Raw genomic sequence first — 24,755 nt, 5'->3', positions numbered from 1 at the left:
TACCGACCGCTTCCGGCGCTCAGTCCGTCCAGGGTGAGGTCCAGGAGACGGTCGGCCTGCTCCCGCTGTTCGGGCTTCCCCGAGGCGAGGGCGATGCCGGTGAGTGCGGCGAACATATCGGTCGCGCTGATGTCCGACCGGATCACACCGGCCGTGACGGCGGCGTCCATCAGCAGCGAGAGGGCGTCCTGGATCATCTCGTGGCTCTGGGCGTACGGGTTGACGCCCGACGCGACCACGCCCCGCAGCGCGTCGGCCATGCCCAGCTTGGCGTTGGCGTAGTCCATGAAGCGGCCCAGCCACACGCGCATGGCCTCGCGCGGGGGCAGGGCCGCCAGCAGTTCGGGGGCGGCATCGCAGAGCCGGGCCAGCTCATTGCGGTAGGCGGCCTCTATCAACAGCTCGCGGGTCGGAAAGTTCCGGTAGAGGGTGCCGGTGCCCACACCCGCCTCCTTGGCGATGCGCTCGAGGTGGGCGTTCAGCCCTTCCTCGGCGAAGATCCGCACCGCGGCGGAGAGGATCTTCTCCCGGTTGCGCTGTGCGTCGGCCCGCAGCGGGCGCCCTGGATCCCTGACCATCGGCGGCTCTCCTCATTCCCCGGTTGCTAAGTGGAGGCACCTCCACTTACTGTGGGACGAAGTGGCGGCGCCTCCACTTTCCACAGTAGGCCATCGCCGCCTCCCCTTTTCCCTGGAAGGACCACCCATCATGTCGGGTATCGAAGGCAAGGTCGTCGCCATTACGGGCGCGAGCAGCGGTATCGGCGAGGCGACCGCGCTGCTGCTCGCCGAGCGCGGCGCCACGGTCGTCCTCGGCGCGCGGCGGTCGGACCGCATCGAGGCGCTTGCGGCCCGGATCGCCGGGGCGGGCGGCGAGGCCGTCCCCGTCGCCACGGATGTGAAGCGGCGCGCGGATCTGTCCCGTCTGGTCGCGACGGCACGCGAGCGATACGGAAAGCTCGACGTCCTGGTCAGCAACGCCGGGATCAGCCCGATCTCCCCCCTCGACGATCTGCGCGTCGAGGACTGGGAGGAGATGGTCGACGTCAACATCAAGGGCGTGCTGTACGGCATCGCCGAGGCCCTGCCCGTCTTCCGCGAGCAGGGCTTCGGGCATTTCGTGCACACCCTCTCCACCGCCGGGCTGACCATCGTCCCCACGATGTCGGTCTACGCCGGCACCAAGAACGCCGTGCGCGCCATCTCCGAAGGGCTGCGCCAGGAGGCGGGCGAGTCACTGCGGGTGACCACGGTCTCGCCGGGATACACCCGGACGGGGCTCGCGGATTCCATTACCGACCCGGACGCGAGGAGCGCGATCCAGAGCGGCATGGACAAGATCGCGATATCCCCGGACGCCATCGCCCGCGCCATCGCGTTCGCCATCGAGCAGCCGGCCGGTGTCGACGTCGGCGAGATCGTGGTCCGCCCCACCGCGCAGAGCTGAGCTCCGCGCCCGGAGGTCAACCGCCGGGCGGGCGCCCGGTGTCCAGCAGCACGGCGTGGACGGCCGCGGTGAGAACCGCGGCCGCGAGTGTCCATGAGATCCAGTCGCCCGGGTCCGGCAGCCACTGCCGCCCGAGCGCGATCGGATAGATGACCACCGCGTACCCGGCGGGTACGGTGCGCGGCACGATCCCCTTTCGGGCGGCGCCGAGGAATAACAGCGGCGCCAGCAGCCCGGCGGAAAACACCACGCCCACCACCCACAACACCCGGTGCCGCCGGCCGTTGAACAGAGCGGGCCGTACGGATGTTCCCGTGGAAGATTCGTTCACGATCGCCTTTCGTTCGGTGTGGAGTGCAGACGATTGAGTGCGTGATGGGCGCTCACGGCGCCGATGCCGTCCAGATCGCGAAGTTGACGCGCGGAGAAATTGGAGAGCAGTTCGGGATTATCGATACCGGCCCTGAGCAATGCATTGGCCAAACGATGTCCGATTCTGTCGTGTCCGAGGACATCGAAAAGCTCGCCCCCTTCGCAGGAACCGCAGCGCCGTCCGGGTGCGTTCGGCGCCATTTCCCGGGCACCGCACACGCCACACATATCGATCACCCGGCCATTCCATCGCGCCCTGGACCAGCTCATTTGAACGATGACGTCGCGAAGCGCACCGACGCTGTCAGCGGCGGAGGAGGAATGGGTGGCGCCACAGATGTCACATCGAATGGTGATCGAATGGCTCATGTGAGCATGATGGCAGAGAGGCTCTCAACCAGCCTTCCCCGCCATCGCTTTGCGGCCGCTCGACCGTCGATCCAGACATGCGTTTCTCACAGCCGCTTGATGACAAATGCGACTGTTACGCCGCCCGGAGTGGTGAAAGCGTGAGCCATCAGTGGACAGCGAAGAGTCCGGGGAGGGGAGTCCGCGCCAGCCGTCGTCAGCGGCCCGAATCCCGTCGGTGCGGACGGGAACGCATCAGCGAGAATCCGGGATCCGGCCGAGTGCTGTCACCGCGAGCCCCACCGGCTCATATGACCGACAACGGAAACGGCTGGGTGATGAGAGACAACGCCACTCACAAGGGTGCGGCCGAAACCAGGGGGCGCCGTCACCGGCGATGGCGCGTATCCGCGGCGCTGGGTCTGACGGCGGTGCTGGCGGGCGGCGCGATCGCCGCCCTCCGGACGGCCGGATCGCCCGCTCCCGACCCCTCGCAACCCGCGGCGGCCATCGCGTCGCATTCGGGCCGGCTGACCCCCGATGAGTCGCGCGCGGCGTCCCGTATCGCCGTCGACGCCGCCACCCGGCCCGGAACCACGTCCGCGCGGGGCGGTCAGGACGCGAAGCAGGACACCGGAAGCGGGGAGCGGAACGCGGCGGGCGGCTCCGGCGCCGAGCCGCTGGACACCCGCCGTCCGCCCCGGGCCAAGTCGGTCTCCTCCGCCCCGGACGGCCGGGCCGAGGTCCAGCTCTACGACTACGCCTCGGACACCCTCATCACCCGGCTGGTAGACCTGCGCGCCGGCAAGGTCCTCGACTCCGCACGTCAGCGCGGTGTCCAGCCGCCCCCCACCCTCGCCGAGGCCCGCGAGGCGGTGAAGATCGTCCTCGCCGACCGCCGGCTCGGCCCGGGGATGCGCGACTCCTACGCCTCGCAGACCGGGAAGCGGCTGACCTCGCCGTCCCAACTGCTCCTCCAGGGCATGTCGTTCCTCGGCTCCCGCGCCAAGGGGGTGGACGGCGCCCGGCAGGTGTCCCGGTGCGGTGAGCACCGGTGTGTGCAGCTGTTCGTACGCATTCCGGGCGGAAAGTGGATCGACACCAGCCGGATCGTCATCGATCTGTCGGCCAGGCACGCCGCCGTCATCGGCCTGTGAGGGGAGCCTTGTCCGTGTCCAGTCTGTTCCGGTGTGCCCGGGTGCTGATCGCCGTGGTGGGATCGCTGGCCCTGTGGGTGCCGGGCCCGGCGTCCGCCGCGCCCGCGAGGGCCTCGGCGGCCCCGTCCTGCCCCGCCGCCGATCGCATCGACACAACGCTGAAGAACGGTGCCCGGTGGCAGATGTGCTGGGACATCGACCGCAACACCGGTGCGGTGCTGAGCGATGTGATCTACACCCCGAACCGCTCCGCCCCCACCCGTGTGCTGAAGAGCGCCTCGCTGGCCGAGGTGCATGTGCCCTACGACAGCGGTCAGCCGCGGTTCCACGATGTCTCCGCGATCGGCTTCGGCGATCTGGAGCAGGGCACGCTCACCCGGCTCAGCGCCGAGGACTGCCCCGACGGGCGGCTGCGCGACTTCCGCGACACCCCCGTGCTGTGCGTCGAGGAGCAGCCGCGGCCGTTCGCCTACAAGAGCGCGGTGGAGAAGGGCGTTCTGCACGGCACCGACCTGGTCGTCTTCTCGGTCTCCGAGATCGGCTGGTACGACTACATCACCGAATGGCGCTTCTCGGACGACGGTTCCATCACCCCCCGGTCGGGCGCCACCGGAAGCCTCTCGCCGTTCCAGTTCTCCGACGCGGGCAGCGGCTGGCCGACCGGGGTGGGCTCCACCCGGTTCAGCGAGAACCACTCGCACAACATCTTCTGGCGGCTGGACTTCGACGTCGACGGAGAGTCGAAGAACACCGTGGAGCAGTACGACTACCCGGGCAGCGGTACGGCCGCGCGCACCACCAAGCGCACCGTGCTCTCCCATGAGACCGCGGCGGACCTCGCGCCCACCCGCTTCTGGCGGGTGGTGAACCCCACCGCCGAGAACACCGACGGCCACGTCAAGTCCTGGGAGATCGACAACCACCACAGCGATCAGTACCGGGGCCCGCACGAGACCGAGGAGTTCACCCACCACGACATGTACTTCACGCAGTACCGGGAGTGCGAGCGGCTGGCCTACGGCAACACCGCCCCGGACTGCGCCACCTCGGTCGACAAGTACACCGGCGGCGAGCGGCTCACCGACCCGGTCGCCTGGGTCAGTGTCGACTTCCACCATGTGCCCAGGGACGAGGACCAGGACCCCATGCCGACCCACTGGCAGGGCTTCACGATCGTGCCCCGGGATGTCACGGCCACGAGCCGGCTGCCATGACCCGGCCCCCGTCGCCCGTCCCATTCCCCGGCAAGGAGTGCACCGTGTTCCGTCCGACCCCGGCGCCGTCCGCCGAGGAGCGGTCGAAGTTACGCCGCGTCCTCGAGGACCGCCTGACCGCACTGGCCCGCCACCATCGGGTGCCCGGAGCCCAACTCGCCGTGCACAGCGGCGGTATGACGTTCGCCGTGGAGACCGGCGTCCTGGACGTGGGCACCGGCGAGCCGTTCACCGCCGACGCCGCCGTGCCCATCGGCTCCGTCACCAAGGCGTACACCGCGACCGTGGTGATGCTCCTGGTCGCCGACGGCGATGTGGAGCTCGACGACCGGCTCGGCGACCATGTGCCCGAGCTGCGGCGGGCCGGTCCGCCGTGCACGGTGCGCCAGGTGCTCAGCCACACCGCGGGGCTGCCGTCCGGGCCCGACTCGGACCAGGTGGCCTCGGTGACCGCCGCACGCTATCTGCTGGACCACTGCACCGACCGCACCCTGGTGATGCCTCCGGGAACGGACTTCTCCTACTCCAACGCGGGCTATGTCGCGGCGGGCCGGCTGATCGAGACGGTCACCGGGATGAGCTGGCAGGAGGCCATGCGGTCCGTTCTGCTCGATCCGCTGGGCACCGTGCCGTCCTTCATCGGCACGGCCGCCGCCCCGCACCGGCCCACCGCGCGCGGCCACTCGGCCAACAAGGCCACCGGCAGGACGAGGCCGGTGCGGCAGAACCTCGCCCCCGCCGAGGCCGCGGCCGGTGCGCTGAGGGCCAGTGCCCTCGATCTGGTGGCGCTGGGCCGGGCCCATCTCGGCGACGGCCCGGCGGGGTTGCCGCTCCGCGAGCTCGCGGAGGAGATGCGCCGCCCCGTGCCCGGCGGCGACCCCGGTGTGCTGGCCGACGGCTGGGGCCTGGGCTGGGCGCTCTTCCACCGCGGCGACACGGTGTGGTTCGGGCACGACGGAAACGCCCAGGGCACCTCCTGCTCCCTGCGCGCCGACCCCGTCACGGGGACGGTGGTCGGCTTCACCGCCAACGCGGGAAGCGGCACCGAGCTGTGGAACGAACTGACCGATGTCCTGGGCGAGATCACCGGTGTCCCGATGCCCGCCGCCCCCGCCCCGCGGGGTCCGGCGACCCCCATGGCCGCGACCTCCCAGTGCACCGGGATCTATCTCAACGGCGATATCGAGTACCAGGTGACCATGGGCGACGGCGGTGGTCTCGCCCTGTCCGTGGACGGTGACCCCTCCGCGCCGCTGGTCTGCCATGAGGACCTCACCTGCGATCTGGTGGACCCCTCCTCCGGACGCCGGATCCCCGGCGGACGGTTCGTCCGCGATCCGCGGACCGGCGCCGTCGACCGGATCCAGCTCTCGGGCCGGATGGCCCGTAAGAGCGCCCTGGTCTGAGGCCCCCACCGCCCACGCGCACGGCCGTCTCCCCACAGCTCCCCCGGCCGGGCGCGGGCGCCCCGGCTCGGCGCCGACCGGTCCGAGCCGTCCCCCATCTGCCATCTGCCCGTGCAACCGCTCCGAAGGGCCACACCCCACCATGACGGACCACTACGAGACCTCTTCGGTGTCCGCACCCCGGGACGTCCCGGACCTTCCTCCGGCGGCGTGGAACGCCACGGACCGCGCCGTCTCCCGCGCACCGCTCGGCGAGCTGTTCGCCGTCCGGGCGAAGCGCACCCCCGAGGCGCCGGCCCTGGTGGCGGAGGAGCGCGAGTGGTCCTTCGGGGAGGTCGAGCGCTGGGCGAACCGGCTGGCCCACCACCTCATCGGGCGCGGTGTGGGGCCGGAGCGGGTGGTGGCCCTGGTCCTGCCCCGCTCGGCGGAGCTGGTGGTGGCCGAGCTGGCGGTGGCGAAGGCCGGTGGTGCGTACCTCCCGATCGACCCCGCGCACCCCGAGGAGCGCAGGGCCATGATGCTGGCCGACGCCCGGCCGGTGGCCGTGCTCGACGACCCGGTGTGGATCCGGGAGGTGGGGGCCGGGGCGGGCCCCGATCACGCCCCCGGCCAAGTGGACCTGCTCCGCCCGCTGTTCCCCGAGCACCCCGCGTATGTCATCTACACCTCCGGCTCCACGGGTGTGCCCAAGGGCGTGCTGGTGCCGCATGCCGGTCTGGGCAACTTCTCGGCCGCGGCGACGGCCCACTACCGGGTCCGGCCGGGCGACCGGGTGCTCCAGTTCTCCTCGCCCGGCTTCGACGCCTCCGTCCTGGAGCTGTGCTCCTCCCTGCTCGCCGGGGCGGCGCTGGTGGTGCCCCCGGAGGGGCCCCTGCTCGGTGCCGAACTGGCCTCGGTCCTGCGGGAGAGGCGGGTGACCCATGCCCTGATCCCCCCGGCGGCGCTCGCGACCGTGCCCCCGGAGGAGCTTCACGACGGGCTGCCCGAATTCCGCACCCTGATCGTGGGCGCGGAAGCCTGCCCCGCCGATCTGGTGGACCTGTGGGCACCCGGGCGGCGGCTGGTCAACTCCTACGGCCCGACGGAGGCCACGGTCGTGGCCACCTGGACCGACGCCCTGGTGGCGGGCTCCGGCGCCCCGCCGATCGGCCGTCCGCTCCCCAACACCCGGGTGTTCGTGGTGGACGAGGCGGCGCGGCAGGTGCCGGTCGGCGCCACCGGAGAGCTCTGCATCAGCGGCGCGGGCCTGGCCCGGGGCTATCTCGACCGGCCGGGGCTGACCGCCGAGCGCTTCACCGCCTGCCCCTTCGGCCCGCCCGGCTCCCGGATGTATCGCACCGGTGACCTGGCCCGCTGGAACGCCGACGGGGAGCTGGAATTCCTCGGCCGGGCCGACCACCAGGTGAAGATCCGCGGCTTCCGGATCGAACTGGGCGAGGTGGAGGCCGCGTTGGCGCGCCACCCCCGGGTGGGCGCGGCCGTGATCACCGTACGGGAGGACGAACCCGGTCGGAAGCGGCTGGTCGCCTATGTGGTGCCGCCCGGCGGCGGCACCCCGCCGAAGGCCGCGGAGGTGCGCGCCGCGGCGGCCCGGGTGCTGCCGGCGCATATGGTGCCGTCCGCCTATGTGGTGCTGGACGCGTTCCCGCTCACCCCGCACCGCAAGATCGACCGGCAGGCGCTGCCCGCCCCGCGCTCCGCTCCGGACGGCGACTCCCGCCACATCGCCCCGCGCACTCCCACCGAGAAGGCCCTGGCTCGCATCTGGTCCGAGGTGCTGCCGGTGGACACCGTGGGCGTGGCGGACGACTTCCTGGGCCTGGGCGGCGACTCCATCCTCGGGGTGCGGCTGCTGACCCGGGTCCGGGCCGAACTGGGCGTGGAGCTCTCGCTGCGCGATCTGCTGGACGCCAGGACGGTGGCTCGGCTGGCCGGACGGCTGCCCGCCGGGGCCGCCGATACGCCCGAGGCGCCCGAGGCTGCGATTCCGCCCGCGCCGCGCGACCGTCCGCTGCCGCTGTCCTCCGCCCAGCGGCGGCTGTGGTTCCTGGACGATCTGACCTCCGGCGGCACCGAGTACAACACCGGGGCCGGGCTGCGGCTCGACGGCCCGCTCGACGCGGCCGCGCTGCGCCGGGCGCTGGACCGGCTCGCCACCCGCCATGACGCGCTGCGCACCACCTTCGCCACCGTGGACGGGCACGGGGTGCAGCGGGTGGCCGCGCACGGGACCGTACCGCTGGACCGGGCCGACCTCGGCGGGCATCCGGCGCGGCGGCGCGCCGAGGAGCTCGAACGCACGCTGACCGGCGAGCTGAGCCGCCCCTACGACCTGAGGCGGGGGCCGCTCACCAGGGCGCTGCTGATCCGGCTCGCCGACGAGGAGCACATCCTGCTGCTCGCGCAGCATCACATCGTCACCGACGGCTGGTCGGTCGGACTGCTGGTGCGCGAACTGGCCGCGCTCTACGCCGCCGAGGTGTCCGGGACGGATGCCGCGCTGCCCGAACCGGCGCTCCAGTACCCGGACTTCGCCGTGTGGGAGCGCGGCCGTTCCGCCACCGCCCGTGACGACGCCGATCTGGAGTACTGGCGGGGCCGGCTCGCCGGAATGCGGACGCTGGAGCTGCCCACCGACCGCCCACGCCCGCCGGTGCGCACCACGGCGGGGGCGGTGCGTCGCCGGGAGCTGCCCGCCGAGCTGGTGGCGGGGCTGACCCGGCTCGGCAGAGAGCGGGACACCACGCTGTTCACCCTGCTCGCGGCCGCCGCCGCGGTGCTGTTCTCCCGCTACTCCGGCCAGCGGGACATCGCCTTCGGCACCGTCACCGCCGGACGCCACCGCGAGGAGCTGGAGTCGGTCGCGGGATTCTTCGTCAACACCCTGGTGCTGCGCGCCGATGTCGACGGGGACGCCACGGTCGAGCGGTTCCTGGACACCATGCGCGAGACGGTGCTCGACGCCTTCGGCCATGACCGGCTGCCGTTCGAGCGGGTCGTCGAGGAGCTGGCCCCGCGCCGCGATCCCAGCCGTCATCCGCTGGTGCAGGCGCTGGTCGTGCAGCAGAGCGCCATGGTGCCCGCCCAGGAGGCGGGCGGTGTGCGGATCACCGAGCACTCCCTGCCGCGCCCCGCCGCACGGTTCGATCTGGTGCTGGAGTTCCTGCCCCGCGACGACGGCTCGCTGGGGCTGACCGTGGAGTTCAACTCCGATCTGTTCGACGCGACCACGATCGAGCGGATGGCCGGGCATCTGCACCGGCTGCTGACCGCCATGGTGGCCGATCCGGGCGCCACCCTGATCGAGCTGCGGATGCTGGCCGACGCCGAGTGGCATGCGATGCTCGACGCCTGGAACGGGCCGGATCAACCCGCGATCGAGACCACCCTGCCCGAGCTCTTCGCCGCCCAGGTGGCGCGGCGGCCGGCGGACACCGCCGTGACCCACGGCGACACCAGCCTCTCGTACGACGAGGTGAACCGGCGCGCCAACCGGCTGGCGCGGCTGCTCATCGCCAGGGGCGCCGGTCCCGAACGGCTGGTGGCGCTCGCCCTGCCCCGCTCCGCCGAACTCGTCGTCGTGCTGCTGGCGGTGCTCAAGGCGGGCGCCGGATATCTGCCGGTGGACCCCGGCTATCCGGCCGAGCGCATCGCGTTCATGCTGGACGACGCCGCGACGTCGACCATCGTCACCACCGCCGGGGCGGCCGGCTGCCTGCCCTCGGACGCCCAACCGCTGGTGCTGGACGACCCGGGCGTCCGCGCCGAGTTGGCCGAGCTCGCGGACGGCGACATCACCGACGCCGAGCGGATCCACCCCCTGGCCCCGGCCCATCCCGCCTATGTCATCCACACCTCCGGATCGACCGGCCGGCCCAAGGGCGTGGTGGCCACCCACCGCGGTGTGGCCCGGCTCGCGGCATGGGCCGCGGCGGAGCTGGGACGGGAGCGGCTGACCGATGTGGTCGCCTCGACCTCGCTCAACTTCGATGTGTCCGTCTTCGAGATCCTCTGCCCGCTGCTGGCCGGCGGCCGTGTGGAGGTGGTGCGGGATCTGCTCGCCCTCACCGATGCCGAGGGGCGGCCGGGTGCGCGGGGGCTGCTCAGCGGAGTGCCCTCGGTGTTCTCCCGGCTCCTGGGCGAGAACCCCCCGGCGGACCGGGCCCGGACGGTCGTACTGGCGGGCGAGGCGCTGCCCGCCCAGACCCTACGGGACATCCAGGAGGCCATGCCCTCCTGCCGCATCGCCAATCTGTACGGGCCGACCGAGGCCACGGTGTACGCCACCGCCTGGTTCTGCGACGGCCAAGTGCCCGCACAGGCCCCGCCGATCGGCCGCCCGGTCGCGGGCACCCGCGCGTATGTCCTGGACCCGACGCTCCGGCTGGTGCCGCCCGGGGTGACCGGTGAGCTGTATCTGGGCGGGCAGGGCCTGGCCCGGGGCTATCTGAGGCGGCCAGGGCCGACCGCCCGCCGCTTCCTCGCGGACCCCTTCGGATCGCCCGGCAGCCGGATGTACCGCACCGGTGACCTGGTCCGCTGGAACGCCGACGGGGAGCTGGAATTCCTCGGCCGGGCCGACCACCAGGTGAAGATCCGCGGCTTCCGGATCGAACTGGGCGAGGTGGAGACGGCGCTGCTGCGCCACCCCGACATCGCCGAGGCGGCGGCCGTCGCCCGGGAGGCGGACGGTCACCGGCGGCTGATCGCCTATGTGGTGGCCGCCACGGACGCCGCGCCGGACCCGGCGGGGCTGCGGCGGTTCCTGCGGCGTTCGCTGCCCGACTACATGGTGCCCGCCTCGGTCGCCGTCCTGGAGCGGATGCCCCTCAACCCCAACGGCAAGCTGGACCGCGGCCGGCTCCCCGAACCGGACTGGGCCGAAGCCGCGGCACCGGGCTATGTGGCGCCCCGGACCGCCACCGAGCGGACCCTGGCGCAGGTCTGGGCCCGGATCCTGCGGGTGGAGCGGGTGGGGGTGGAGGACAACTTCTTCTCCCTCGGCGGCGATTCAATCCTCAGCATCCAGCTGGTCTCCCAGACGCGGCAGGCCGGGCTCGCCGTCACCTCGCGCGATGTCTACCGCCACCAGACGATCGCCGCGCTGGCCCTGCGTCTGGACACCGCCACGGCCCCGGCCGGGCCGCCCGGCTCCGACGGGGACGGCACGGCCACCGGGGAGCTGCCGCTGACCCCCATTCAGCACTGGCTGTTCACCACCGACCCCGAGCGGGCCGGTCACTTCAACCAGACCATCTCCCTGACGCTGCCCGAGGAGGTGGACGAGGACGCCCTGCGGTACGCCCTGGACGCGCTGGTGGAGCACCATGACGCCCTGCGCTCCCGCTTCCACCGGCGGGACGGCGGCTGGTACCAGCGGATCGAGGACGCGGCGGCCCTCCGCGTACCGCTGGAGACCACCGGCGCCGACCACCTGGGCCGCTTCGACCTGGCCGAGGGGCCGCTGATGCGCGCGGTGCTCGACCGGGGGGCCGGGCCGCGCCCGGTCCTCCGCCTCACCGTCCATCACACGGTCGTGGACGGGGTGTCCTGGCGCGTCATCCTGGAGGACCTCGACAGCGGCTACCGGCGGGCGGCCCGGGACGAGGGAGCCGGGCTTCCCCCGAAGTCCTCCCCGCTGCGCCGCTGGGCACTGCGGCTGAACGACCACGCCGGGAGCGGCGGGTTCGCGGACGAGGAGGCGTACTGGACCGGCCTCGCCGCGGCCTGCGACCCCTCGCTGCCGACCGACCTGGGCGGGGTTGACGAAGCGAACGGGGCGGCCGGGGCGAACGGGGTGAACACCTATGCCTCGGCCCGGTCGGTCACCGTCCGGCTCGGCCCGGAGGAGACCGCCACCCTCCTCCAGACCCTCCCCGAGGTCTACCGGACGCAGGTCAACGACGTGCTGCTGAGCGCGCTGACCCGGGTGCTGCACCGCTGGACCGGGCGCGCCCGGGTCCCGGTGGACGTGGAGGGCCACGGCCGCGAGGAGCTCTTCGCGGACCTGGATCTGTCCCGTACGGTCGGCTGGTTCACCACCCGCTTCCCGGTGGCGCTCGACCTTCCGGACGGCGGCTGGGGCGACGTCCTCAAGTCGGTCAAGGAGCAGATGCGGGCCGTACCGCGGCGAGGTCTGGGCTACGGGGTGCGACGCGATCTGCTCGGTGGCGAGGGCCTTCCCGACGGCCCCACGGCCGGGATCAGCTTCAACTACCTCGGTTGGTTCGAGCCGCCGGGCGGTGGCGACGGGCTCTTCCGCGGTCTCCACAGCGAGCTGGCCCTGGATGCCGACCCAGGCTCGCCGCGCCCGCATCCGCTGGAGGTGGTGGGCCGGGCCCGGGGGGACGGCCTGGAGTTCACCTGGTTCTACTCCGCGCGGCTGCACCGGGAGGAGACGGTCGCCCGGCTCGCCGGGGAGTTCCGCGAGGCCCTGTGCGAGATCGCCCGGCACGGCAGCGCGCCCGGTGCGGGCGGCCGCACCCCGTCGGACTTCCCGCTCGCCGCCCTCGACCAGGCCGCCGTGGACCGGCTGGCCGGGAACGGCGCCACGGTGGAGGACATCTACCCGCTCACCCCCACCCAGGCGGGCATGCTGTTCCACACCCTGGCCCAGGACGACCGGCGGGCCTACTTCCAGCAGCTCTCCTTCGTCCTCGACGGGGTGCCGGAACCGGCGGCGCTGGCCGCGGCCTGGCAGCAGGTCGCCGACCGTACACAGGTGTTGCGCGCCCGCGCGGTGTGGGAGGGGGTGCCCGAGCCGGTCCAGGTGGTGGAGCGCGGGGCCCGGATCCCGGTCGCCCTGCTCGACTGGCGCCATCTGTCCGGGCCGGACGAGCGCCGGGAGGAGCTGCGGAGGTTCCTCGCCGAGGACCGCGAGCGCGGTCTCGACCTGGCCACCGCCCCGCTGACCCGGCTGGCGCTGGCCCGGCTGTCGGCGACCGAGGTCCAGGTGGTGTGGACCTTCCACCATCTGATCCTGGACGGCTGGAGCCTGTTCCAGGTGCTCTCCGATGTCTTCCACTGCCATGCGCGGGCATGTGAGGGGGCCTCCGGCGCGGCCATGGCCACCGGTCTGCCCGGCCGCCGCCCGTTCGGCGACTACGTGGCCTGGCTGCGGGAGCGCGACGGGGCCCTGGCCGAGGAGCACTGGCGGGCCCGGCTCGGCGATCTCACCGAGCCCACCCCGCTGCCGTACGACCGGGAGCCCACCGAGACCCATCACGCCGAGTCCACCGAGGACGTGCGCGTCGCCCTGCCCGCCACCACCACCCGCCGGCTTCAGGATCTGGCCCGGGACGAGGGGCTCACCCTGAACACCGTGGTGCAGGGGGCGTGGGCGCTGCTGCTGGCCCGGCAGTCCGGCCGCGAGGACGTCGTCTTCGGCACCACGGTGTCCGGTCGGCCGCCGGAGCTGCCGGGCGTGGAGACGATGAACGGGCTGTTCATCACCACCGTGCCGACCCGCCTCGCGGTGCCTTCCGGCGCCACCCTGCTGACCTGGCTGAGCGCGGTGCAGTCGGGGCAGACCGAGGACCGGCGGTTCGACTTCGTACCACTCACCCGGCTGCGGTCCTGGACGGGTCTGCCCGAGCGGGTGAACCTCTTCGACTCCATCGTGGTCTTCGAGAACTATCCGATCGGCGGGGACCTCGCCGCCACGCACGGCCTCGCCCTGCGGGACCTGGACGGCGTCGAGACCACCAACTACCCGCTGTCGCTGGTGGTCTACCCCGGCGAGGAGCTGACGCTGCGGCTCGGCTACGACCCGGCGCTGTTCGACGAGGCCACCGCGCGGCGGATGGCCGAGTATCTGACGGTGCTGCTGACCGCCATGGCCGACGCACCGGACCGGGCGCCCGCACACCTTCCCATGCTCACCTCCGCACGGCGCCACCAGGTGCTCCGGGAGTGGAACGACACCGCGGTCCCGCTGCCCGAGGCCACGGTGGCCGGGCTGTTCGCCGAGCGGGTGCGGTGCGCGCCGGACGCGACGGCCCTGGACGGCGAGACGGGCCCGGTGAGCTACCGGGAGCTGGACGCCCGCGCCAACCGGCTGGCCCACCTGCTCATCGGACACGGCGCCGGCCCGGAGCGCCCGGTGGCCGTCCTGATGGACAGGTCGGTGGAGCTGGTGGTGGCGCTGCTGGCGGTGGTCGAGGCGGGCGGGGTGTACGTACCGCTGGACACCCGCGCCCCCGAGGACCGGCTGCGGAGCGTGCTGGCCGAGGCGGGGGCGGAGCTGCTGCTGACCGACCGCGCCTGGGAGCGCACGGCGGCGGACATCTCGGGCGACCGGCGGACGCTGCTGGTGGCGCCCGGCTCCTACGGTGACGACGACGGCCCGGCGGAGCCGCCGAACGTGGCGCTCTCCCCCGACAACGCCCTGTACCTGATGTTCACTTCGGGCTCCACCGGACGGCCCAAGGGGGTCGCGGTGCGCCACCGCGATGTGACCGCCCTCGTCGCGGACCGCGCCTTCGCGGACCACGACCGGGTGCTGGTGCACTCGCCCCAGGCGTTCGACGCCTCGACCTATGAGCTGTGGGTGCCGCTGCTGCGCGGCGGCCGGGCCGTACTGGCGCCCGCCGGGGACGTGGACGCGGACACCGTGCGCCGGGCGATCGGCGAGCACGGGGTGAACTGCCTGTGGCTGACCGCCGGGCTGTTCCGGCTGCTCGCACAGGAGGCGCCGGACTCTCTGAGCGGCGCCCGGGAGGTGTGGACCGGCGGCGAGGCGGTGCCCGCGGGGGCGGTGCGCCGGGTGCTGGCGGCCTGCCCGGATCTGACGGTGGTGGACGGCTACGGCCCCACCGAGACCACGACCTTCGCCACCCGGCGCCCCTTCCGCGCCGGGGAGGAGCTGCCGCGTTCGCTGCCCATCGGGCGGCCACTCGACAACACCCGCGCCTACGTCCTCGGCGGCGCCCTTCAGCCGCAACCCCCGGGCGTGCCCGGGGAGTTGTTCATCGCGGGCGCGGGGGTGGCCCGTGGCTACCACGGCCGCCCCGGCGCCACCGCCGAGCGGTACCTCGCCGATCCGTTCGGGCCGCCCGGCTCCCGGATGTACCGCACCGGGGACATCGTGGCCTGGACCGACGACGGTGAACTGCGCTTCGTGGGCCGCGCCGACGACCAGCTGAAGGTCCGGGGCTTCCGTATCGAGCCGGGCGAGATCGAGGCCGCGCTGGCCCGCCACGAGGCCGTGGCGGAGGCGGTCGTCGCGCTCGCCCGCGCGGGCGACCGCACGCTGCTGACCGGCTATGCGGTGCCGGTCGCCGGGGGCGAGGTGCCCGACGCCGGGGAGCTGCGGTCCTTCCTGGGCGGCCTGCTGCCCGACTACATGGTGCCCTCGGCCTTCGTCGTCCTGGACGCGCTGCCGCTCACCGGCAACGGCAAGGTGGACCGCCGCCGGCTGCCCGCGCCCGGACCGGCGGCGGCCGGAACGGCGGGGTATGTGGCACCCCGTACCGACACCGAGCGGGCCCTGGCGGAGATCTGGGCCACGCTGCTCGGCCGGGAGCGGATCGGCGCCGAGGACAACTTCTTCCATCTGGGCGGGGATTCGATCCTCAGCATCCAGGTGGCCTCCCGCGCCCGGCAGGCGGGGCTGGCCCTCACCCCCCGGGAGCTCTTCCGGTATCCCACGATCGCCTCGCTCGCCACCGTCACCACCCCGACCGCGGCGCCCGCCGCCGACACCGGGCCGGTGACCGGCGAGGTGCCGCTCACCCCGATCCAGCACTGGTTCTTCGGTATGCGGACCGCCCGGCCCGGCCACTTCAACCAGTCCGTGGTCGTGGAACTCCAGCGGGACCCGGACCCGCGCGCGCTCCGTGCGGCGCTCGACGCGCTGCTGGTCCACCATGACGCACTGCGGACGCGGTTCGAGCCCGGGGATGGCGGAGCCCCGCGGCAGTACTGCCCGCCGCCGGACCTGACGGGCCCGCCGCTGCTGCGGGAGCACGATCTGTCGGGGCTCGGCGAGCCGGAGCGGCGGGCCGCCGAGGACGCGGCGATGGCGGAGGCACAGACCGGGTTCGACCTGGGGCGCGGCCCGCTGCTGGCGGCGCGGCTGTTCCACCACGGGGACGGGCGGCGGCCGACGCTCTTCCTGACCGTCCACCACCTGGTGGTGGACGGCGTCTCCTGGCGGGTGCTGCTGGAGGATCTGAACACCGCGTACCAGCGGCTGCGCACCGGCGGGCGGGCCGACCTCGGGCCGCGCACCACCTCCGTACGGGACTGGTCCCGGAAGCTGGCCGAGCACACCGCCGCCGGCGGTTTCGACGCCGAACTCCCCCACTGGCGGGCGGTGAGCGCCGAATGCGCCGCGGGACTGCCCGTGGACGGCGCGGGGGACAACACGGTGGCGGCGATGGCCTCGGTCACCGTCCGGCTGGACCGGGAGCGGACCGACGCGCTGCTGCGGCAGGTCCCCGAGGTCTATCGCACCCGCGTGGACGATGTGCTGCTCGCGGCGCTCGGCCGGGTGCTCGGCGAGTGGACCGGGCGGCGCCGGATCGCCGTGGACCTGGAGGGCCACGGCCGGGAGGAACATCTGCTGGACGGGGTGGACCTGTCCCGCACCGTCGGCTGGTTCACCAGCCTGTATCCGGTCGCCCTGGACGTTCCGGACGGCGGCTGGGGCGGGACGCTCAAGTCCGTCAAGGAGCAGCTGCGGGCGGTGCCGGCCCACGGGATCGGCTATGGCGCGCTGCGCCATCTCGCCCCCGCCTCGGGGCTCCGGGGCGCGCCGGAGCCCGGCATCAGCTTCAACTACCTCGGGCAGTTCGACTGGACGGCCGCGGATGAGGACGCCGGTCTCGTCCGCGCCGTACGGGACGGTCTCGGCGGTGACGCCGCGCCCGACACGGTCCGGGCCCATCTGCTGGACGTCGTGGGCCGGGTGGAGCGGCGGTGCCTGGAGATCACCTGGTACTACGGCTCCGGGACGCACACCGAGGAGACGGTGGCCGGGCTGGCGCGGGGGATGCTCCGCGCGCTGGAGGAGATCATCGGCCACTGCGCCGACCCCGCGGCGGGCGGCCGCACCCCGTCGGACTTCCCGCTGGCCCGTCTCGACCAGGCCGCGGTGGACCGGATCGCCGCCGACGGACGGGCGGTGGAGGACATCTATCCGCTGACCCCGACGCAGGCCGGGATGCTGTTCCACGGGCTGGTGGATCCGGCCTCGGACGCCTATGTCAACCAGGTGCAGCTGACGCTGACCGGGGCGGCCGACCCGCGGGCGCTGGCCACCGCGTGGCGGCGGACGGTGGCGGCCAATCCGATCCTGCGCACCCATCTGGTGTGGGCGGACACCCCGGAGCCGCTCCAGGTCGTGACACGCGCGGCGACGCCCCGGATCGTCCACCACGACTGGACGCGGCGGCCCGAGGAGTGGCGCGAGGCCGAACTGGACCGCATGCTCGCCGAGGACCGGGCCGAGGGGATCGACCTGACCACGGCGCCGCTGATGCGGCTGGCGCTGATCCGGCTGTCCGCCGACGAGGTGCGGATCGTCTGGACCTTCCACCATGTGCTGCTCGACGGCTGGAGCGCGGCGCAGGTCTTCGACGAGGTCTGCGAGCGGTACGCGGCGCTCACCGGGGGACGCGCGCCCGTGGTGCCCGCCCGCCGCCCGTTCCGCGAGTACCTGGGCTGGCTCGGCGAGCAGGACACGGCGGAGGCCGAGCGCTACTGGCGTACGGCGCTGGCGGGGTTCACCTCGCCCACCGAACTGCCGCGGGACCGGCCCGCGTCGGAGGCGCACCGCACCGCCTCCTCGGGCTCGCACCGGGTCACGCTGAGCACCGAGGAGTCCGCCCGGCTCCGTACGGTCGCGCAGCGCGGCGGGCTGACCATGAACACGGTGGTGCAGGGCGCCTGGGCGCTGCTGCTGTCCCGGTACAGCGGGGCCGACGACCTGTGCTTCGGCACCACCGTCTCGGGGCGGCCGGCCGCGCTGCCGGGTGTCGAGTCCATGGTCGGGGTGTTCATCAACACCGTCCCCACCCGGGTCCGGGTGACGGGCGGGCGCGGGCTGCTGGACTGGCTGCGGGAGCTGCAATCGGCGCAGTCGGAGGCGCGCCTCTTCGAGTTCGTGTCCCTGGCGCAGCTGGGCGGCTGGAGCGAGGTGCCCGGCGGGGTGAGCCTCTTCGACTCCATCGTGGTCTTCGAGAACTACCCGTTCGACGGCGAGGCCATCGCGGCCCACGGCCTCGGCATCCGGCAGGAGCGGGATGTGGAGCCCACCAACTACGCGCTCAGCGTCGTGGTGGCGCCCGAGGAGCGGCTGTCGATCTCACTGGACTACGACCCCGCGGCCTTCGACGCCCCGACGATCGAGCGGCTGGGCGGCTGTCTGCGGAATCTGCTGGTGGAGATGGCGGCCGATCCGGAGCGCCGGCTGGACGAACTGCCGCTGATCGGCGAGGCCGGGACGCGCGGGATCCTCGACCGGTTCAGCGGCCCGGTGCGCGCCGCGCCGCACGCGGTGCTGCCCGCGCTCTTCGAGGCGCGGGCGGCCCGTACCCCGGACGCGGTGGCGGTGATGGGCGACGGCGGGCGGCTGACCTACCGGGAGCTGAACGAGCGCGCCAACCGGTTCGCCCGGCTGCTGATCGCCTCGGGCGCCGGACCGGAGCGCTTCGTGGCCCTCGCGCTGCCGCGCACACCGGAGCTGGTGGTGGCCGTGCTGGCGGTGCTCAAGAGCGGGGCCGCCTATCTCCCGGTCGACCCGGCCTACCCGGCGGAGCGGATCGCCTTCATGCTCGGCGACATCGCCCCGGACACGGTGGTGACCACCGGCGAGGTGGCGGACCGGATCCCCGCCGGGGCGGGCGGTGGCCGGATCCTGCTGGACGGCGCGGAGTTCCGCGGACGGCTGGCGCGGCTGCCGGCCCATGACATCGGCGACGCCGAGCGGCGCCACCCGCTGGACCCCGGCCATCCGGCGTACGCCATCCACACCTCGGGGTCGACCGGGACGCCCAAGGGCGTCGTGGTCACCCATGCGAGCGTGGCCGCGCTGGCCGCGTGGGCGCGGGAGGAGTTCGGCGCCGAGGGGCTCTCCCATGTGGTGGCCTCGACCTCCCTCAACTTCGATGTGTCGGTCTTCGAGATCCTGTGCCCGCTGCTGGCCGGGGGCGCCGTCGAGATCGTCCGCGATCTGCTCACCCTGGCCGAGCGGACACGGCCCTGGACGGCGAGCCTGATCAGCGCCGTGCCCTCGGCGCTCGGGCAGGTGCTCGGCAAGGGCTCGGTCTCGGTGGCGGCCGGCACCGTGGTGCTGGCGGGCGAGGGGCTCGCCGCCCGCACCGTCCAGGAGGTCCGCGCGGCCATCCCCGGCTGCCGGGTGGCGAACATCTACGGGCCCACCGAGGCGACCGTCTACGCCACCGCCTGGACCTGCGACCCCGCCGATCCGGACCGCACCCCGCCCATCGGCTCCCCGGTCGCCGCCACCCGCGCCTATGCGCTGGACGCGCGGCTGCGGCCGGTGCCGGTCGGTGTGCCGGGAGAGCTGTATCTGGCGGGGCCTGGCCTCGCCCGGGGGTACTTCGGCCAACCGGGGCTGACCGCGCTGCGGTTCACGGCCGATCCGTTCGGCCCCGCGGGCGGCCGGATGTACCGCACCGGCGATCTGGTCCGCTGGGACGAGCGGGGGCGGCTGGAGTACCTCGGCAGAACCGACGACCAGGTCAAGGTGCGTGGTTTCCGTATCGAACTGGGCGAGGTGGAGGCCGCGCTGGCGCGCCACCCCGGTGTCGCCGAGGCGGCCGCGGCCGTCGTCGACACCGGTGGTCACAAGCGCCTGGCCGGCTATGTGGTCCAGGTCCCCGGCTCTCCGCCGGTGGACACCGCCGCGATCCGCGGCTTCCTCGCCACGAGCCTGCCGGACCATATGGTCCCCTCGGCCGTGGTCGTCCTGGACCGGCTGCCGCTGGGGTCGAGCGGCAAGCTGGACCGGCGTGCGCTGCCCGCACCCGTCTGGACGGCCCGCGCCACCGGCCATGTGGAGCCGCGCACCGAGACCGAGAAGGCCCTGGCCGCCATCTGGGCGGAGGTCCTGGGGGTGGAGCGGATCGGCGTGGAGGACAACTACTTCACCCTCGGCGGCGACTCCATCCTCAGCATCCAGATCGTCTCCGCCGCCCGGCGGGCCGGTATCGAGCTGACCCCGCGCCATCTCTTCGTCCACCAGACCGTGGCCGACCTTGCGGCGGCCGCGCGGGAGGCCACGGCCACGGCGACCGCGGCCGAGCGGGGGCCGGTCGTCGGCGAGGTGCCGCTCACCCCGATCCAGCGCTGGCTCTTCGAGCAACCGGGCGACACGGCGGGACACTTCACCCAGTCGGTCTCGGCCGAGCTGACCGCGTCGGTGGACCACGGCGCGCTGCGGGGTGCCCTGGCCACGGTGCTGACCCACCATGACGCCCTGCGGCTGCGGTTCGAGCGGACCGGGGACGGCGCCGTGCGCCAGCACAACGCCCCACCGGAGGACCGACCGGTGCTGGACGTCCACGACCTGTCCGCCGTGGCGCCCGAGCGGCGGGACACGGTGGTACGGGAGACGGCGGGGCGGATCCGGGCCGGGTTCGACCTGGCCCGGGGGCCGCTGCTGCGCGCGGCGCTCTTCACCCGGGGCGCGGGGGAACGGCCCGCACTGCTGCTGACCGCCCACCATCTGGTGGTCGACGCCGTCTCCTGGCGCATCGTGCTGGAGGACCTGGACACCGCCTACCGGCAGCTCGTCGCGGGCCGGACGGCGGCGCCCGGCGCCAGGACCACATCGTTCCGCACCTGGGCGCTGCGCCTGAGCGACCACACCGCCGCCGGGGGCTTCGACGCGGAACGCGGCCACTGGGCCGCCTTCGACGGCCGCACCGGCCTCCCCACGGACGGCGAAGGCCCCAACACCGCCGCCACGGCGGAGGAGGTGACCGTCCGGCTGGGCGCCGAGGACACCCGGCTGCTGCTCCAGGAGGTGCCGGGCGCGTACCGGACCCGGGTCAACGATGTGCTGCTGTGCGCCCTGGGACGGGTGCTGGCCCGCTGGACCGGCGAGGACCGGGTCGCAGTGGCCCTGGAGGGGCACGGCCGGGAGGAGATCTTCGAGGGCATCGATCTGTCCCGTACGGTCGGCTGGTTCACCAGCATGTTTCCCGTGGCGCTGGAGGCACCCGCGGATTGGGGGCTGGAGCGGACGCTGAAGGCCGTCAAGGAGCGGCTGCGGGCGGTCCCCGGGAACGGCCTGGGCTACGGCGCGCTGCGCCATCTGTCCGGCGCGGCCGCCTCCGGTCTCCCCGCGGCCCCGGAGATCAGCTTCAACTACCTCGGGCAGCAGGACTGGGAGCCCCCGGCGGGCGGTCTGCTGCACGCCCTGGCCGGTGGGCTGGAGGGCGATATGAGCCCGGAGGCGCCCCGGCCGCATCTCCTCGATGTGATCGGCCGGGTGACGGACCGGCGGCTCGAGCTCAGCTGGTCCTACTCCCGGTCGCTGCACCGGCACGCCACGGTGCGCCGACTCGCCGAGGAGATGGCCGAGGAGCTGCGGGCGATCGTCCGGCTGTGTGTCCGCCCCGACGCGGGCGGGCGGACGCCCTCGGACTTCCCGCTGGCCACCCTGGATCAGGAGACCGTCGACCGGCTGGTGGGCGACGGCCGGGACGTGGCCGATATCCATCCGCTGACCCCGACCCAGTCCGGGCTGGTCTTCCACGCACTGGCCCAGCGCGACCAAGGGCTCTATGTGGAACAGGCGACGTTCGTCCTGGACGGGGTCGGCGATCCCGGGATTCTGGCCGCCGCCTGGCAGCATGTCGTGGACCGCACACCGGTGCTGCGCGGCGAGGTGGTGGTGCACGGTGTGGCCGAGCCACTGATGGTCGTGCGCCGCACCGCGGCCGTACCGGTCGAGGAGCTCGACTGGACCGGCCTCACGGAGGATGAGCGCACGGCAGCGCTGGAACGGCTGCTGGACCGGGACCGCGCCCGCGGGATCGATCTCACCGCGGCCCCGCTGCTCCGCATCACCCTGGCCCGACTGTCACCCGGTGAGGTGCGGGTCCTGTGGACCTTCCACCATGTGCTGCTGGACGGTTGGAGCGTCTTCCAGGTGCTCGGCGATGTCTTCGCCGCCCATGCCGCCCTGGCCGCCGGTGAACGGCCGAGGCTGACGGTCCGCAGACCGTTCGCCGACTATGTGGCCTGGCTCGGCCGCCAGGACCGCACCCGGGCCGAGGCCCACTGGAGGCAGGCTCTGGAGGGATTCACCGCTCCCACTCCCCTCCCCTGCGACCACAGGCGGACACCGGAGCTCGCCACCCGGTCCTCGCGCTGGCTCTCGCACCGGCTCGGTGAGCGGGACACCGCCGCACTCCAGGACTTCGCCCGGCGGCACCGGCTCACCATGAATGCGATCGTGCAGGGAGCTTGGGCCTTGCTCGTATCCCGCTTGAGCGGCGAGCCGGACGTCTGCTTCGGGACGACGGTCTCCGGGCGGCCGACGGAGCTGCCCGGCGCGGACGACATCACCGGCATCTTCATCAACACCCTCCCGGTGCGGTGTGCGGTGGAGGGCGCCGCCGGTACCGCCGCCTGGCTGCGGGAGCTCCAGGCCGAGCAGGCGGACGCGCGCGGCTTCGGCCATGTGCCGCTGTCCCAGCTCCAGGGCTGGAGCCGACTGCCCGCCGGGGTGGACCTCTTCGACAGCCTGGTGGTGTTCGAGAACTACCCCATCAACAGCGCCGCCGCGGCCGAGCACGGGCTGCGGGTGCGCGATCTGCGCGCCCTGGAGTCCACCAACTACGCGCTCACCGTGGTGGTCTCGCCCGGATCCGAACTGTCCGTGGAACTCGGCTACGATCCGCGGCTGTTCGAGGACTCCACCGCCGAGGCGCTGGCCGACCGGCTCACCCATCTCCTCGGCACGCTGGCCTCGGCCGACGACGATCTGCCGCTGGACCGGATCGACGTCCTCCCTGCCGCCGAGCGCCACCGGCTCCTGGTGGCGTGGAACGACACCGCCCGGCGGGTGGAGCAGGCGACCTGGGCCGAACTCGTCGAGGCGGCGGCGGACCGCGCCCCCGACGCGACCGCGGTGGACTCCCCCGGCCTCCGGCTGACCTACGCGGAGCTGGACGGCCGGGCCAACCGCCTCGCCCACCGCCTCATCGGCCAGGGCGTGGGCCCCGGGCGGATCGTCGCGCTGGTGCTGCCCCGGTCGGTGGAGTCCGTCGTCGCGCGGCTCGCGGTGGCCAAGGCCGGGGGCGCCTATCTGCCCATCGACCCCGGCTACCCGGCCGAGCGCATCGAGCTGATGCTCAAGGACTCCGCCCCGCACCTCGTGATCGAGCGGACCGCCGAGGTCCACATCACGGACGGTCCGGCGCACCGCCCCACGGACGCGGACCGCCTCGCCGCCGTCCACCCGGACGACCCCGCCTATGTGATCTACACCTCCGGGTCCACCGGAACGCCCAAGGGCGTGGTCGTCACCCACCGCGGGATCGCGGGGTTCGCCGCCGCCGAGGCCGAGCACTTCCGGGTGCGGCCGGGCGACCGCGTCCTGCGGTTCTCCTCGCCCGGTTTCGACGCCTCCGTCCTGGAGCTGTGCATGGCGCTGCCGTCCGGGGCCACCCTGGTGGTGCCCGAGCCCGGTCCGCTGCTGGGCGGCCATCTCGCGGACGTCCTGCGGCGGCAGCGGATCACACACACCCTCATCCCGCCCGCCGCGCTCGCGACACTGCCCGCGGGCACCGAGCGGGAACTGCCCGAGCTGCGGACACTGATCGTCGGAGGGGACGCCTGCGGCGCGGAGCTGACCGCCCGCTGGGCGCCGTACCACCGCATGATCAACGCGTACGGGCCGACCGAGACCACCGTGGTGGCCACCTGGTCCGAACCGCTCGGCCACGACGGGGCCCCGCCGCCGATCGGGCGGCCCATCCCCAACACCCGGGTCCATCTGCTCGACGCGCGGCTGCGCCCGGTGCCGGTGGGCGTGCCCGGCGAGCTGTGGGTCAGCGGTCCGTCGCTCGCCCGCGGCTATCTGGGCCGCGCCGGGCTGACCGCGTCCCGTTTCGTCGCCGATCCGTTCGGGCCGCCCGGCTCCCGGATGTACCGCACCGGCGACCTCGCCCGCTACGACGCCCAGGGCCGCCTCCACCATCTGGGGCGCGGCGACCACCAGCTCAAGCTGCACGGCCATCGCATCGAGGCCGGTGAGGTGGAGACCGCCCTGTGCGGCCACCCCGCCGTCGCGGAGGCCGTGGTGACAGTACGGGAGGACGAGCCCGGGGTACGCCGGCTGGTGGCGCATCTGGTCCTCGTGCCCGGGGCCGACGCCCCGGCCGACACGGAGCTGCGCACCCATCTGGGCCGTACGCTTCCGGGCCCGATGGTCCCGTCGGCGTTCGCCGTGCTGGAGCGGCTGCCGCTCACGGAGAACGGCAAGACCGACCGCGCGGCGCTGCCCGCGCCCGGCCCCGCCACCACCGCCGCGTCGGCCGGCCATATCGCCCCGCGCACCCCCACCGAGGAGGTCATCGCGGAGATCTGGTCGGAGGTGCTGGATGTGTCGCCGGTGGGCGCGGAGGACGAGTTCTTCGCCCTGGGCGGTGACTCGGTCCGCAGCCTGCTGATCGCCTCCCGGGTCAAGGAGGCGTTCGCCGTCGATCTGACCCCGCGGGACATTCTGACCGCGCGCACCGTCTCCGCCCTCGCCGACCTGGTCGAGGAGCACATCCTGCGCGAACTCGAAGACGCCGCTCTCGGCGGCAGCGACCACGACGACCGGTGAGGAA

8 protein-coding genes are annotated in these 24,755 nt (G+C 73.6%); 5 read left to right on the top strand and 3 right to left on the bottom strand.

Going from position 1 to position 24,755, the window contains the following annotated elements:
• The coding region (locus tag NQU54_RS30760; RefSeq protein WP_102933531.1) for a TetR/AcrR family transcriptional regulator at positions 1-578 on the bottom strand (578 nt) is incomplete at its 3' end.
• Positions 579-708: 130 nt separating this feature from the next.
• On the opposite strand from NQU54_RS30760, the gene NQU54_RS30755 reads away from it, so the two are divergent.
• The gene (locus NQU54_RS30755) at positions 709-1,446 is read left to right on the top strand and encodes an SDR family oxidoreductase (protein ID WP_069872141.1); all 738 of its coding nucleotides are present in this window, start codon (positions 709-711) and stop codon (positions 1,444-1,446) included.
• Between the two features lie 16 nt (positions 1,447-1,462).
• Here NQU54_RS30755 and NQU54_RS30750 read toward each other — a convergent pair whose 3' ends face one another.
• Together NQU54_RS30750 and NQU54_RS30745 are read right to left on the bottom strand one after the other, a co-directional pair.
• A complete protein-coding gene (locus tag NQU54_RS30750) occupies positions 1,463-1,777 on the bottom strand; it encodes a hypothetical protein (protein ID WP_069872138.1) in 315 nt (104 codons plus the stop codon).
• Positions 1,774-2,187, bottom strand: a complete 414-nt coding sequence (locus tag NQU54_RS30745) for a helix-hairpin-helix domain-containing protein (RefSeq protein ID WP_257633896.1) — start codon at positions 2,185-2,187, stop codon at positions 1,774-1,776. The genes NQU54_RS30750 and NQU54_RS30745 overlap by 4 nt, the downstream gene beginning before the upstream one ends.
• 290 nt (positions 2,188-2,477) lie before the next feature.
• On the opposite strand from NQU54_RS30745, the gene NQU54_RS30740 reads away from it, so the two are divergent.
• From NQU54_RS30740 to NQU54_RS30725, 4 genes are all read left to right on the top strand, one after another.
• A complete protein-coding gene (locus NQU54_RS30740) occupies positions 2,478-3,323 on the top strand; it encodes a hypothetical protein (protein WP_257633895.1) in 846 nt (281 codons plus the stop codon).
• Between the two features lie 14 nt (positions 3,324-3,337).
• Positions 3,338-4,537 (top strand): copper amine oxidase, encoded by a 1,200-nt coding sequence (locus NQU54_RS30735; RefSeq protein ID WP_257633894.1) that lies wholly within the window; start codon positions 3,338-3,340, stop codon positions 4,535-4,537.
• A 44-nt stretch (positions 4,538-4,581) separates the two neighbouring features.
• Positions 4,582-5,943 carry a serine hydrolase domain-containing protein gene (locus NQU54_RS30730; RefSeq protein WP_257633893.1) on the top strand — a complete coding sequence of 454 codons (1,362 nt, stop codon included), beginning with the start codon at positions 4,582-4,584 and terminating at the stop codon, positions 5,941-5,943.
• Positions 5,944-6,085: 142 nt separating this feature from the next.
• The gene (locus NQU54_RS30725; RefSeq protein ID WP_257633892.1) at positions 6,086-24,751 is read left to right on the top strand and encodes a non-ribosomal peptide synthetase; all 18,666 of its coding nucleotides are present in this window, start codon (positions 6,086-6,088) and stop codon (positions 24,749-24,751) included.
• The last annotated feature ends 4 nt before the right edge of the window (positions 24,752-24,755 follow it).

It is taken from the genome of Streptomyces malaysiensis subsp. samsunensis (genome assembly GCF_024519315.1).
GTDB lineage: Bacteria > Actinomycetota > Actinomycetes > Streptomycetales > Streptomycetaceae > Streptomyces > Streptomyces malaysiensis.
Note: the sequence above shows the minus strand (reverse complement) of the source record. Positions and strands in the feature narration are given on the sequence as shown.

What these genes read in the sequence shown, in the direction of transcription:
- NQU54_RS30725 (WP_257633892.1), top strand. Translation starts at nt 6,086, where the DNA reads ATGACGGACCACTACGAGACCTCTTCGGTGTCCGCACCCCGGGACGTC.
- NQU54_RS30745 (WP_257633896.1), bottom strand. Translation starts at nt 2,187, where the DNA reads ATGAGCCATTCGATCACCATTCGATGTGACATCTGTGGCGCCACCCAT.
- NQU54_RS30740 (WP_257633895.1), top strand. Translation starts at nt 2,478, where the DNA reads ATGACCGACAACGGAAACGGCTGGGTGATGAGAGACAACGCCACTCAC.
- NQU54_RS30755 (WP_069872141.1), top strand. Translation starts at nt 709, where the DNA reads ATGTCGGGTATCGAAGGCAAGGTCGTCGCCATTACGGGCGCGAGCAGC.